10 protein-coding genes and 1 tRNA gene are annotated in these 12,806 nt (G+C 36.8%); 5 read left to right on the top strand and 6 right to left on the bottom strand.

What is annotated here, in order from left to right:
* The first annotated feature begins 4 nt into the window (after positions 1–4).
* The 3 genes from dut (at position 5) to H3T57_RS03405 (ending at position 3,617) form a co-directional block, all read left to right on the top strand.
* On the top strand, positions 5–463 hold the full coding sequence (dut, locus tag H3T57_RS03415) for a dUTP diphosphatase (protein ID WP_198193191.1): 459 nt from the start codon (positions 5–7) through the stop codon (positions 461–463).
* A gap of 87 nt (positions 464–550) precedes the next feature.
* A complete protein-coding gene (locus H3T57_RS03410; RefSeq protein WP_198193190.1) occupies positions 551–2,275 on the top strand; it encodes an ABC transporter permease subunit in 1,725 nt (574 codons plus the stop codon).
* Between the two features lie 10 nt (positions 2,276–2,285).
* Positions 2,286–3,617, top strand: coding sequence for an AAA-associated domain-containing protein (locus tag H3T57_RS03405; RefSeq protein ID WP_198193189.1), 1,332 nt, complete (start codon positions 2,286–2,288; stop codon positions 3,615–3,617).
* 2 nt (positions 3,618–3,619) lie between these two features.
* On the opposite strand, the gene msrA is transcribed toward H3T57_RS03405, so the two are convergent.
* The 4 genes from msrA to H3T57_RS03385 form a co-directional block, all read right to left on the bottom strand.
* Positions 3,620–4,177 (bottom strand): peptide-methionine (S)-S-oxide reductase MsrA, encoded by a 558-nt coding sequence (msrA, locus tag H3T57_RS03400; RefSeq protein WP_198193188.1) that lies wholly within the window; start codon positions 4,175–4,177, stop codon positions 3,620–3,622.
* Between the two features lie 126 nt (positions 4,178–4,303).
* Positions 4,304–6,985, bottom strand: coding sequence for a valine--tRNA ligase (locus H3T57_RS03395; RefSeq protein WP_198193187.1), 2,682 nt, complete (start codon positions 6,983–6,985; stop codon positions 4,304–4,306).
* Positions 6,986–7,016: 31 nt separating this feature from the next.
* Positions 7,017–8,480: a TolC family outer membrane protein gene (locus H3T57_RS03390; RefSeq protein WP_110437977.1), complete on the bottom strand. Its 1,464-nt coding sequence runs from the start codon at positions 8,478–8,480 to the stop codon at positions 7,017–7,019.
* A gap of 54 nt (positions 8,481–8,534) precedes the next feature.
* Complete coding sequence (locus H3T57_RS03385) at positions 8,535–9,182, bottom strand: protein-L-isoaspartate O-methyltransferase (protein WP_198193186.1); 648 nt, start codon at positions 9,180–9,182, stop codon at positions 8,535–8,537.
* Positions 9,183–9,318: 136 nt separating this feature from the next.
* Between H3T57_RS03385 and H3T57_RS03380 the strand changes: the two genes are divergently transcribed.
* Positions 9,319–9,393, top strand: a tRNA-Cys gene (locus tag H3T57_RS03380).
* A gap of 4 nt (positions 9,394–9,397) precedes the next feature.
* Here H3T57_RS03380 and H3T57_RS03375 read toward each other — a convergent pair.
* On the bottom strand, positions 9,398–10,231 hold the full coding sequence (locus H3T57_RS03375; protein WP_198193185.1) for an SDR family oxidoreductase: 834 nt from the start codon (positions 10,229–10,231) through the stop codon (positions 9,398–9,400).
* Positions 10,232–10,328: 97 nt separating this feature from the next.
* Here H3T57_RS03375 and H3T57_RS03370 point away from each other — a divergent pair, with 97 nt between their 5' ends.
* Positions 10,329–11,495 (top strand): hypothetical protein, encoded by a 1,167-nt coding sequence (locus H3T57_RS03370; RefSeq protein WP_370552863.1) that lies wholly within the window; start codon positions 10,329–10,331, stop codon positions 11,493–11,495.
* 9 nt (positions 11,496–11,504) lie between these two features.
* Here H3T57_RS03370 and hflX read toward each other — a convergent pair whose 3' ends face one another.
* Complete coding sequence (hflX, locus tag H3T57_RS03365) at positions 11,505–12,794, bottom strand: GTPase HflX (protein WP_198193184.1); 1,290 nt, start codon at positions 12,792–12,794, stop codon at positions 11,505–11,507.
* Between the last annotated feature and the right edge of the window lie 12 nt (positions 12,795–12,806).

Raw genomic sequence — 12,806 nt, 5'->3', positions numbered from 1 at the left:
TAACATGTCCTTGGCACCCTTTCCTAGAATTCGAGTAAAAAGGCTGGCACATTCCATAGAACTGCCACTCCCTTCCTATGCAACCATTGGTGCGGCAGGAATGGACTTACTGGCTGCCGTTAATGAACCGATTACAATCTTATCGCAAGAAATAGCGCTTATTCCTACAGGGTTACAGATAGCTTTACCCCATAATTATGAGTTGCAAATCCGTCCCAGATCAGGATTGGCCCTGAAACATGGAATATTACTTCCCAATTCTCCCGGTACGATTGATGAAGATTATCGTGGTGAAGTTAAAGTGATTTTATTGAACACAGGGAATGAATCCTTTGTGGTCGAACGTGGTATGCGCATTGCGCAAGCTATTATAGCCCCAGTTATTCGGGCAGTTTGGGAAGAAACAGATATTCTTGAAGAAACGGAACGATCGTGTGGAGGTTTTGGAAGTACGGGTGTCTGATCATTTTTTATACAATATGATCGAGTTTAGTGAATAATTATCGTTCAATCTAACAATAAAATACAATTAAGAGGACTAGGCGGGCAAATGAAAAAACAGAATATTCCCGCCAGCGTAACTGTTCAATCGAAACCAAATATCTTTGATGCAATCACCATCATATGTGTGATTGCACTAGGGGTATCGATTGCAACAGCTACACGGCACGTTATACAACCCTTGAATATGCCAAATGCGCAACTTATACACCTGGATCCCATCTATTTGCCAGGATATGCCATGCGTACAACTTTACGCATGTTTGCCGCTCTTTTCGCTTCTTTACTTTTTACCTTTGGATACGCAGTCTTGGCAGCCAAAAGTCGTAAGGCGGAAATGCTGCTAATTCCTGTTCTCGATATATTGCAATCTGTGCCCATTTTAGGGTTTTTAACCTTTACAGTTGTCTTTTTTATGGGATTATTTCCCGGCAAAATTCTTGGTGCCGAACTGGCTGCAATTTTTACGATTTTTACCAGTCAGGCATGGAATATGGCATTTAGTTTGTATCAATCCCTCAAAACGATACCTCCTGATATGGAAGAAGCCGCACGTTGTTTTGGTTTAACTGGATGGCAACGTTTTTGGAAACTGGAAGTTCCATTCGCTATTCCAGGATTGATCTGGAATATGATGATGTCCATGTCCGGTGGCTGGTTCATGATTGTCTATTCAGAAACAATCACTGTTGGAAATACAAACATTGTTTTGCCTGGAATAGGATCGTATGTAGGTATGGCAATTGAACAAAGAAATCTGGCCGCAATTTTTTATGCAATTGGAGCAATGTTGTTTGTTATTTTGGCATATGACCAATTACTATTCCGTCCCTTGGTTGCATGGTCATCAAAATTTAGATTTGAAACTACACAAAGCGAAACAGACACTGCTCCTTGGTTTTTACGTCTTATACATAAAACCTATTTTATTCGGTGGGTAATGACCTTTATTGGTAAATTAATGCATAAGATTGCAAACCTGCCTCTTGGCAGAAAAAATAATTTCTTCAATGAAAAATCCATTGCAACAAAAACATCAGATGTCATTTATATTTCTGTATTATGTTTTCTGGGCATAATCGCTGGTTTTTACATTTATCACGCTGTCCATGACCAATTGACCATTCATGAAATTTTATATGTTATCTGGCTGGGATTTTTAACATTTTTAAGAGTTATAAGCATGATAATTCTGGCAAGTATCATTTGGGTACCTGCAGGAATATGGTTGGGATTACGTCCCAAATGGGCAAAAAGAACACAGGTAATCGCGCAATTCATGGCTGCCTTTCCAGCCAATCTGTTTTTTCCCTTTTTTGTTGTTGGAATTGTTCATTTTCACTTAAGTAGTAATATTTGGTTGACGCCATTGATGATCCTGGGAACACAATGGTACATTTTATTTAATGTTGTTGGGGGTGCCTCAAATTTTCCCGGTGATTTAAGAGAGGTGGTAAACAATTTACAAATCCATGGAAAATTATGGTGGTTTAAGGTTATGTTGCCTGCCATTTTTCCCTATTATGTTACTGGAGCACTCACTGCGTGTGGAGGAGCTTGGAATGCCTCCATCGCTGCAGAATTAGCAAGTTGGGGCAATACAACCTTGATTGCTGAAGGTTTGGGATCATATATCGCACTTGCAACAGAAATGGGCAATACATTTAAGGTCGGACTTGGCATGGTTGTAATGTCGGCGTTTGTCATTCTTTTCAATCGGATTGTCTGGCATCCTTTATATAGTTTTGCGCAACGACGCTTGTCCTTTATCTAAGGAAAAAACCATGAATCAAAAACAGGATATTTTACTTCAAATCAAGAATTGTCAAAAATCATATAAAAAAGATAATAATTCTGAATTGGTGGTTTTAGATAACGTCAATTTAACCTTGAAACAAGGGGAGATTGTCGGATTATTGGGACGTTCTGGCTCTGGAAAATCCACTTTATTGAGAATTATTGCTGGTTTAATCCCACCAAGCAAAGGAGAGGTAAAATGGAAAAACCAATTATTGTCAGGTCCGGCAAAAGATGTAGCAATGGTTTTTCAATCTTTCGCTCTTTTTCCATGGTTGACTGTACAAGATAATGTTCAGCTGGGACTTGATGCAAAAAACACCCCACGAAAAAATATGGAACAGTTAAGTGAAGAGGCAATAGATCTTATTGGTTTAGGGGGTTATGAAAAAGCTTATCCAAAAGAGCTTTCGGGTGGAATGCGTCAACGTGTTGGATTGGCAAGAGCGTTGGTAGTGCATCCAGATCTTTTATTGATGGATGAACCTTTTTCTGCCCTTGATGTTCTTACAGCTGAAAATTTAAGAACTGATCTTATTGAACTGTGGGTAGAAAAAAAATTACCAGTAAAATCCATTTTGATTGTTACACATAGTATCGAGGAAGCTGTATTGATGTGTGACCGTTTACTTATATTTTCTTCAAATCCGGGTACAATTGCCCACGAGTTGGAAGTTACGTTTCCTCATCCCCGTAATCGGGAAGATCCGGCTTTTCGACAATTTGTTGACCGGATTTATATTCTCATGACTCATCGTGATCCAATCAATGTCGATCCAAACAATATCGATATGAAACAAGCGGTAAATAATCGTTATGCAGCGCTTCCACGTATGTCAATGAATCTTATGATCGGTATGATGGAAACATTATATACAGAACCCTATTGTGGAAAGGCAGATTTGCCTCAATTGGCTAAAAGTCTGCAAATGGAGCTGGATGATTTACTGCCTATTGGTGAAACCTTGCAAATGCTTGAATTCGCTGATATGGCCGAAGGTGATATCCGCTTAACTGAATTGGGAAAAAAACTTGTTAATTCTGAACTGGAAGAACGTAAGGATATTTTCCGTAAGAGCTTGATAAAGAATGTTTCATTGATTCGTTCGATACGTTCCATTCTGGATGAACGACCCAATCATAGAGCAAGTGCTGAAAGGTTCCGCGATGAATTGACTGATACCATGTCACCAAATTCAGCACGTCAGACTTTGTTAACCATTATTGGTTGGGTCAGATATGCAGAAATTTTTGATTTTGATGAGGAAACTGACCAGTTTTTTCTTGATGAAGATGATAAGAATATTGATAAATCATAATATTATTTTTTTAGGTAGTCGATAAATTTCTGTTGGAATTTCCTGACTTTTGGTTCAATTACAGCCTGACAATAAGCCACTTCAGGATGTAATTCAAAATAATTTTGATGTTCTTTTTCAGCTGGATAGAATTTATCCAGCATTTTAATTTCTGTTACAATTGGATTTTTCCATATTTTTTCATCTTGAATTTCTTTTATAATTTTATAGGCAATTTTTTCCTGCTCTACAGATGCGGGTAAAATTATTGAACGGTATTGCGAACCGATATCTCCACCTTGTCGATCTTTCGTCGTGGGATCGTGAATAACAAAAAATAATTTTAATATGTTATCAAGGCTAATAGTATCAGGATCATAAGTGATTTTTACCACTTCGGCATGCCCAGTTTGATTAGTGCATACCTCCTTATAAGTTGGGTTTTCAGTATATCCTCCTGAATAACCAGGTATTATAGTACGGATACCCTTAACATTTTTTAAAATTGCTTCTATACACCAAAAACATCCACCACCCAAAACTATATTGTTTGTCAATTGATTTTTTTCATTTCCATGCATATTTTTTCCTTTATACAAGATAAATTTTTTCGATGAATAATCAACCATGATATTTGTAAATATTTGTACAATTAAAAGGATATTGAATTACCTTTTCAACATCCTTAATAGTTGAAAGTTTTACTTTTAATTTAAATGCAATAAAGCGGTTTTAAATCGCTTTTCAGATTTTACCAACTGTTTTAACCGTTCACGATTTTCTTCAACAATTTCAGGTCTTGCCTTACTAAGAAAATTCTGGTTGGATAATTTTTTATTCAGCTGTTCAATTTCCAATGCAATTTTTTCGATTTCCTTTGTTAAGCGTTCTTTTTCTTTCTTTATATCAATAATGCCTTGTAAAGGTAAGACTAAGATTGTATCATCTATAACTGTTTGAATCGAACCAGATGGTATTTCATTCTGTAATTTGGCAATAGATTGCACTCTGGCCATTCTGCCAATGGCATCTGACCATTGTTCAATAATTTGGAAATGTTTTTGATCAATATCTTTAACCAGAACAGGTATTAATTTTGCTGGCGGGATATTCATTTCAGCTTTTAAAACACGAATTTCAGTTATTAATTTTATTATAAAATCTATTTCATCATTTGCCTTTTGAGAAATAGCTGTCTCCAATTCATAACTTTTTGGCCATGAAGACGTGATCAGGCTTCCTTTTTTACCAAATCCAAATTCAGCCCAAATAATTTCTGTTACAAACGGAATAACGGGATGTAAAATTTTTAACAAATTCTTTAATACAAAAGCAGTGATTGTTCTAACTTCTTTTACTGTATCGTGGTTATTTTTTTGAAACGCTGATTTTGCAAATTCTAAAAACCAATCACAAAATTTATCCCATGTAAAATGATAACAAACAGAAGCATATTCATCATAACGAAAATTATCCAGAGCAGCTGTGGCCTGTCTAATCGTTTTTGATAATTCTGCTAAAATCCATTGACTTAGGGATAACTGAATATCGGATAGTGAAAATTCAGTATTTTCAGTCACTTGATTCATTTCGCAAAATCGTGCAGCATTCCATAACTTGGTGATAAATGTACGATATTCTTCAATACGTTTTTTACCTAGTTTGATATCTCGACCCGGCCCTGTCAAAGCGCAAATAGTGAATCGCATTGCATCAGCACCGAACTCGTCGATTATTTCAATAGGATCGATACCATTCCCTTTGGTTTTGGACATTTTTTGACCTTTTTCGTCACGTACAAGTCCATGTAAATAAATGGTTTTAAAGGGAATATCTTTCATAAAATGCATTCCCATCATCATCATTCTCGCAACCCAAAAGAAAATGATATCAAAACCTGTTATTAACACGTTTCCAGGATAATAACGGTCTAGCTCTATTGTTTCATTTGGCCACCCCAATGTCGAAAATGGCCACAATGCGGATGAAAACCATGTATCCAAAACATCTTCATCTCTTCGTAATTCCTGCTCACATCCATAATATTTTAATGCTTGCTGTTTAGCCTCGTTTTCATCATAGGCTACAAAAACAGTATTATCTGGACCATACCACGCGGGTATTTGATGCCCCCACCATAATTGACGACTTATACACCAGGGTTGCAGATCCCTCATCCAAGCAAAAAAAGTGTTTTCCCATTGTTTGGGGACAAATTTCATCCTTCCCGATTGTACCGCCCTGATAGCAGGTTCAGAAAGCGTTTTTGCGTCACAATACCATTGTGTGGTTAATCTAGGTTCAATAACTGCCCCTCCACGTTCAGCATGAGGGACCTGATGTTTATGCGATTCTATTTTTTCAATATATTCAAGCTTTTTTAATTCTTCGACAATGATTTTACGTGCTTTATCACGAGGTAATGATTGTAAAGAACATATAAAATCTGATTTTTCATTTTCAGATAACTCATTTAGATCAATTGCTGCACTTTCATCCAAAATTGTTATCAATTTCAGGTTGTGACGACGACCTACTTCAAAATCATTAAAATCATGAGCAGGTGTAATTTTCACTGCTCCTGTACCTTTTTCAGGATCTGAATATTCATCGGCAACAATTATAATTTCACGATTAGTTAATGGAACAACAACTTTTTTGCCTATTAGATCTTTATAACGGTCATCTTTTGGATGAACAGCGATCGCAGTATCACCCAACATTGTTTCTGGACGAGTTGTTGCAATAACGATAAATTGAGTATTATCCTCCACTAACGGGTATTTGATATACCAGAGATTTCCCTGTATTTCTCTATTCTCGACTTCAAGATCGGAAACGGCAGATCTGAAAACAGGATCCCAGTTCACCAAACGTTTATCCTGATAAATCAATCCTTCTCGATAAAGCGTGATGAAGACTTTTTTAACAGCTTCAGACAAACCTTCATCCATTGTAAAGCGCTCTCTCCTCCAATCAAGAGATGCACCAACCCGTCTCAATTGTTGGGTAATTTGACCACCAGATTCCTCTTTCCATTGCCAGACACGTTCAATAAATTTTTCCCTGCCCAAGGTTTTACGATCAATGCCTTGAGCTGTTAATTGACGATCAACAACCAATTGAGTCGAAATACCAGCATGATCCGTACCTGGTTGCCACAACACATCATATCCCTGCATACGACGAAACCTTACAAGGGTATCCTGTAAGGTCATCGTTAGAGCATGTCCTATGTGCAAGGTACCCGTCACATTTGGTGGCGGGATCATTATGGCAAAAGGTTTTCTTTCATTTATTTCCGGGTTGGCTGAAAAAGAACCATTTTTTTCCCATATATGGTATAAATCGTTTTCACAAGCAGATGGATTAAATTTTTTATCTAACATTTATTATTTTTATTATACTAAAGAAAAATTATTAACGTCCAGGTTGATCCTGTGCGTAGTCACTCATACCCCACCATCTGTTTTTAACAGCATTATAATATGCTGTATAATCATAATGGGGAACATTCAGTTTAAGGTCTTGTGCCGTTAAACGCCCAATGGCTGAAGCAATACTATAAGATGCCGTTACCATTGAGCTTAAATTCTGAATAAGTGTGGTTTGTGAATTTAGCAAGGTTTGTTGCTGTTGCAACATTTCCAATGTTGTACTTGTTCCAACAACAGCCTGTTTTTCAACACCAGCCAAAGCAATAATATTTGACGCAATGGCGGCACGGTTGCTTGCTATGGCCGCTTTGGCTGCCATTAATTTTTGCCAGTTTGTAGAGGCAAGCTGCATGGCACTTCTTCGTTGAGAACTGACTTGACGATGTGCAGCCTGAGCCAACTGTTTTGCTTCACGTATTTTAGAATATTCCGCACCACTTTGATAAATGGGAATGTTTAATTGCAACATACCCATTTTTTGATCTGATGTATTCTGTCCTACTCCTTGATTGACCATGCGTTGATAGGATAAAGAAGCATTAAGCTTAGGCATAATTTCCGATATAGCCACATTTACATCATCTTTTTGTGATGCTTCAGTAAACAGGGCTGAAATCACGTCTGGATTATTTGATGCTGCCTGTGCAATTGCCTCTTGTTCTGTTTTGATCGGTAAAATCAGAGGTTGAGGTGGTTTGAGATTAGGAGCTGGCGCAATCCCCACAACTTGGGTATAGGTTGCCTCAGCACCACGCAAATCTCCTTCAGTCGTTTGACGCTGTGCTCGTGCTGCGGCTAATGCCGCTTCTGCCTGTGCAGAATCGGTTCGCGTAACTTCTCCAAGATTAAAACGCTGATGTGTGGCCTTGACCTGTTCAGCCAGAATTTTTTCATTGTTAATATTAATCTGTAACAGCTGCTGATATTGTATAACAGCTACATAAGCATCAATAACCTTGCTAAAAACCTTTTGTTCAGTTGATAAAAGTTTTGCCCTTTCAGCCATGACCTTGTTTATTGCCTCATGCGTTTGAGCAGTCGTTTTCCCACCCTGATAAATAGGTTGTGTTATATTAACATTTGCACCATATCCAAGTCGTCCACCTGATTTTTGTTCTGTAGTAGATTTAGGATAATGAACCCCTGCAGCACCTAATGCCGGTTCAGAAACACCTAAGTTATAACCCTCTGTCACAACACCAGTCAAACCTGTCGTGATAGTCGGTCTCCAACCTGCATGTGCTGTCGAAACCTGTTCATCCACGGCTCTCAAGCTGGCACGTTCCTGTTGCAAATCTGGATTGGTTAGATAAGCTGTCGCCAGAGCTTCTTCAAGCGTATGCGGAATAAAACTTGGCATACCTGATCCATCATAATTTTGAGCATATACAGTAGTCGATGCAAAAAATGTTAATAAACTTATTCCAAAATTACGATTGACGATCATGATAATACCTTATTAATAACACTTCAAAATAAAATAGCAGCTCAAAAATATAAATTATTTCATGAATTCTGGTAAATAAGGTAAGGCAGCATAAAAACTTTTTTGTATTACTATACCTTCATCAGTCTTTTTTGCTATAACTGCATGACCTATATCACCATCTTTTTTTAAAACCGTAATAATATGACCATTTTTATTTAATTGATCAATCAGTTTTTTTGAAATTTCCTTAATACAGCCGTCAATTATTATAGCATCATAAAATTTATTTTTTGGATATCCATCCTGTAATATTCCATCACACCATTGCACGTCAGATGCATATTCATTACAGAATTTTTTTCCAATAACAGACAACTTTTCATTTTCTTCCAGTGCATATACTTCCGCACCCATTAAGGAAATAATGGCTGAAAGATATCCAGTCCCTGCACCAATAACCAATATTTTTTGCTTTGCCTCAATATTTGCTAGTTGAACAAGTCTGGCAAGCACTCTTGGCTCACTAAGATACCGTTGATCAAAAAGTGAAATATTAATATCTGAATAAGCCATTTCTTTTTGGTTATTCAGAACACAATATTCGCGTGGTAAAACACGCATTATTTCTATTAATTTAACATGACTGACTTCAGCAGGACGTAACTGATTTTCAATCATGTTTTGCCGGGCCTGAACAAAATCAAAATTCGGATGGGTCATTGTTTATAAAATCTCTATATCTATGCTTTCAAAATTAATACCATGAACTACTCAAATATGAAAAGTAAAGTTTTTATACATTTTTTTCTTGACCTTTTTACCAATTTCATTGATATAGGCAATAGCTTGATCAAATGGTCCGGTGGCAGAGTGGCTCATGCAGCGGATTGCAAATCCGTTTACGGGGGTTCAATTCCCTCCCGGACCTCCAGATTTCAAGATTGTTTCACTTTAAGACGAGAGAGAATAAAGTCTTTTAATCTGTTAGGCATAACAAGATCAATCCATTTTAGATAAACAAACAATTTAGGCATAATTAGCTCTGTTTTTCCCTCATCAACCGCTTTAATTATTTTTTGAGTTGCGGTTTCTAATGAAATCATAAAAGGTTTGTTACATTCCAACCTTTGGCTCATGGGTGTATCGACAAATCCAGGAGTGATTAAAGTGATTTTTATATTCCATTTTTTCACGGAAATTCTCAAAGAATCAACAAAACGACTTAAACCAGCTTTTGAACTACTATAGGCAGTTGCAAAAGGCAATGAATGAAATGCAGCAACCGAACCGACAAAGACCAATTGTCCATAAATTCCACGATCAATCATTTGTTGAGCTATTTTATTACCCATGACACATGGTGTTACATAATTCAAATGCATCAGTTTCAATAATAACTCATCACTTTCCAAATTGTTTTGATCCTCCCTTATATCCCCAGAACCGGCAGCCATGATTGCCATATCAATTGTATAATTGATTAATAATGTTTCCAGTTGGTGTAAGCTATTTTTTGAATCTGCAAGATCGATACCAAATATTTGAACCTTTGCCCCTCTGTTTAGACATAATTGTGCCGTTCTATCCAACTTTTCTTGAGAACGACCCCATAAAAAAAGAGTTTTGCCTTTGTTTGCACATGCTATTGCCAACGATTGGCCTATTCCACTGGAAGCCCCGGTAATCAGAATATTTTTTGCAGAATTAAATTGAGTTTTTGGTTGATAATTTAAGGTTTGATTGTTTTTTGATAAATTTATATCTATCAAGACAAAATCCTTTTATATATAAAAGCAGAAAATGCTATTTTATAGTTTACATTGGTAAAATTCAAAAATAATAATTCATAATTTCTATGGTTTTTACATGTCCCTTAATTCTTGCTCCATGAATAATATTGATATTGTTCCTGTTCAAACCAAACAACAGCTTAAACTTTTTATTCAATTGCCACGTCTTCTATATAAAGGTTTATCTGGATATGTCCCTCCCTTGGACTGGCAAGAATCAAACTTATTAGATCCTAAAAAATCAGCTTTTTTTCGATATGGTTCAGCAAAATATTTCATAGCATATAAAAATCATCAACCTGTTGGACGTATTTCTGCACAAATTGATCCGAATGCGTTAAGACAATGGAAGGAACCTGTCGGTTTGTTCGGTGCGTTGGATGCAATTGATGATTTATGCGTCGTAAAAAAATTAATAGACGCTGCAACCAAATGGTTGAAACATAATGGCATGGAAAAAATCAGGGGACCTTATACTCTAAATGCCAATTCTGAAATAGGGATAATGATAACAGGGCAAAATGCCTTACCAACCGTTGCCATTCCCTGGCATCCAACCTGGCTTCATCACCATATTGAAGCAGTCGGTCTTGAAAAAGCCATGGATCTACTTTCATATCAGATGAAATTCGGTCCACAAGCTAAACAGGCCCATAAAATACCTGCAGGTTTGAAAATGGGATGTGGAAAATTGGGTAACATCACAACCAGAAAATTAAATACAAAAGAAATTGCGCGGGATGGTGAAATTCTTCGCCAACTTTACAATGATGCATGGCATGATACTTGGGGCTTTGTTCCCCTCACCTCAATCGAGATGTCTGTATTAATTAAAGATTTAAAATCCATGCTAAAACCTGATAATTTTGTTCTGGTTGAACAAAATTATATTCCAGTGGCTGTTGCTTTGGTAATTCCCAATATTTATGATTTAATCATTGATATCGGACCTGATCCATCCCTTTTGGGATATAGTAAATTGATTTATCGAATCTTACGACACCAATTTCATTCAGCCCGCGTTATTTTACTTGGTATAAGTGGATCCATAAGAGATACAGCTCTAGGAGCTTTGATGCCATCATTGGTTATATCCGAACTTTTTGAACGTGGAGAAGTTTTACCCTATAAAACAATTGAATTGGGATGGATTTTGGAAACAAATCATGGTATGCGAAACTTAATTGAACGGATTGTTCCAGAGCCCAATAAAATTCATCGAATGTATGAAATGAAAATATAAAAAAAATTTTTAGTACGTATAAAGCTGTTCAAATCGAGCTTTATCTATAGGAGAAAGTAACAGCGTTACCTGAATGATTTTTTCGCTATCATGACGCTCAAGAATTTCTCCATGATCATAAAGCCATGCTAAAGCTGAACCATCAACAATATCAATAGCATATGTCAATTTTTCCATTGAACATTGCAATCTTTGGTCAATTTTAGAAATGAGCGAGGGTAGATTTTGTCCTGTCAAGGCAGATACACCGACAATATTATCATTTTTGCCTGTTAATTCAGTATAATCTACGAGGTCAATTTTATTGAGAACTTCAATTGTCGATGACCTCCAGTTTTCACTCAATACATCATCTTTCACCATCATGTCCAATACAGAAGAAACATCTTGTTGTTGTTGACGGGTCTCTGGATGTGAAATGTCTCTTACATGCAATATGATATCCGCTTCGGAAATTTCTTCAAGCGTTGCTCTAAAAGCAGCTATCAATTCAGTTGGGAGGTCGCTAATAAAACCAACTGTATCAGAAAGAATGACTGTTTTTCCTGATGGCAGATCAATCTTGCGCATGGTGGGATCAAGTGTAGCAAAAAGTTGATTCTGAGCATGAACAGAAGCCCCTGTCAAATGATTGAATAAAGTGGATTTTCCTGCATTTGTATAGCCAACTAAGGCAACTATAGGAAAAGGGACTTTTCTTCGAGCCTTACGATGCAATCCTCTTGTCCTTCGAACCTGTTCAAGATCTTTTTTTAAACGGGTAATCCGTTCATCAATCAGTCTTCTATCCGCTTCAATTTGGGTTTCACCGGGCCCCCCCATAAACCCAAACCCACCTCTCTGCCTTTCTAAATGAGTCCATGATCTAACTAGTCGGCTACGCTGATATTGAAGGTGGGCAAGTTCAACCTGTAACACACCTTCTCTGGTCTGCGCTCTTTCACCAAAAATATCAAGTATTAAGGCTGTTCGATCTATAACCTTACAATTAAGTTCTTTTTCAAGGTTTCGTTGCTGAATTGGACTTAAACGTGCATCAAAAACAACAACTTGAATCTTTTTCTCAATAATAACAGATTTTAATTTTTCGATATTTCCCCGCCCTATTAAGGTTGAAGAACGGAATGACCGAATATTTATAATCTCTCTATAGACAATATCAATTTTAATAGATGATACTAATCCAACAATCTCATCAAGCCTAGATTTAGAATTCCTATCATTTTGTTTTAGATTTACATCCCATGGAACAATGACTGCAGCAAAATTTGATGATTTCACTGAATCGGATTCAATCATAAATATAAATTC

The sequence above is a fragment of the Commensalibacter sp. W6292M3 genome (genome assembly GCF_016101315.1).
Lineage (GTDB): Bacteria > Pseudomonadota > Alphaproteobacteria > Acetobacterales > Acetobacteraceae > Commensalibacter > Commensalibacter melissae.
The sequence above is the reverse complement of the archived record's forward strand: the minus strand, read 5'-3'. Positions and strand labels throughout refer to the sequence as shown.

Excerpts from the sequence above, each read along its gene's own strand:
- dut (WP_198193191.1), top strand. The coding sequence starts at position 5 with ATGTCCTTGGCACCCTTTCCTAGAATTCGAGTAAAAAGGCTGGCACAT.
- H3T57_RS03410 (WP_198193190.1), top strand. The coding sequence starts at position 551 with ATGAAAAAACAGAATATTCCCGCCAGCGTAACTGTTCAATCGAAACCA.
- H3T57_RS03405 (WP_198193189.1), top strand. The coding sequence starts at position 2,286 with ATGAATCAAAAACAGGATATTTTACTTCAAATCAAGAATTGTCAAAAA.
- msrA (WP_198193188.1), bottom strand. The coding sequence starts at position 4,177 with ATGCATGGAAATGAAAAAAATCAATTGACAAACAATATAGTTTTGGGT.
- H3T57_RS03395 (WP_198193187.1), bottom strand. The coding sequence starts at position 6,985 with ATGTTAGATAAAAAATTTAATCCATCTGCTTGTGAAAACGATTTATAC.
- H3T57_RS03390 (WP_110437977.1), bottom strand. The coding sequence starts at position 8,480 with ATGATCGTCAATCGTAATTTTGGAATAAGTTTATTAACATTTTTTGCA.
- H3T57_RS03385 (WP_198193186.1), bottom strand. The coding sequence starts at position 9,182 with ATGACCCATCCGAATTTTGATTTTGTTCAGGCCCGGCAAAACATGATT.
- H3T57_RS03370 (WP_370552863.1), top strand. The coding sequence starts at position 10,329 with ATGTCCCTTAATTCTTGCTCCATGAATAATATTGATATTGTTCCTGTT.
- hflX (WP_198193184.1), bottom strand. The coding sequence starts at position 12,794 with ATGATTGAATCCGATTCAGTGAAATCATCAAATTTTGCTGCAGTCATT.